This window comes from Neisseria sp. P0021.S006 (assembly GCF_051956895.1).
Map to the genome: position 1 here is coordinate 1 of NZ_JBQCWZ010001091.1, position 502 is coordinate 502.

The 502-nt window shown below is 49.0% G+C and carries 1 protein-coding gene and 1 pseudogene; one reads left to right on the plus strand and one right to left on the minus strand.

What is annotated here, in order from left to right:
- Window positions 1–275, plus strand: a pseudogene (locus ACTHUM_RS18890) (acetate kinase); the annotation flags it as partial.
- Window positions 276–349: 74 nt separating this feature from the next.
- Here the strand turns inward: ACTHUM_RS18890 and ACTHUM_RS18895 are convergent.
- Window positions 350–502: AIR synthase-related protein (locus ACTHUM_RS18895; RefSeq protein WP_440403811.1), on the minus strand; the 153-nt coding region annotated here is incomplete at its 5' end.

Here is a 502-nt window from a genome sequence, read left to right on the forward strand (position 1 = left end):
CTATGGCTGTGGCTTGTGGCGGCGTTGACGCACTCGTGTTTACCGGCGGTATCGGCGAAAACTCGCGTAATATCCGCGCTAAAACTGTTTCCTACTTGGATTTCTTAGGTCTGCACATCGACACCAAAGCCAATATGGACAAACGCTACGGCAACTCCGGTATCATCAGCCCGACAGGTTCTATGCCGGCTGTTTTGGTTGTTCCAACCAATGAAGAGCTGATGATTGCCCACGATACGGCGCAGTTGGCTGGCTTTTTGGAAGAAGTAGGCTAGGGCGAAGATTTTCCTAGACCATAAACAATAAAAAGTGCGGATTCATCATCCGCACTTTTTTAATTACATCTCAATCAAGCCACTTGGGTTTGATGTTCATCGCCGTTGCGCTCACGAACTGCGCCCAAGCGGTAAACGGTTTCGCCTTGTTTGCTCAAGAATGCTTGTACCGCGTCGGCATCTTCTTTAGCAATGATAACGACCATACCGATACCGCAGTTGAAGGT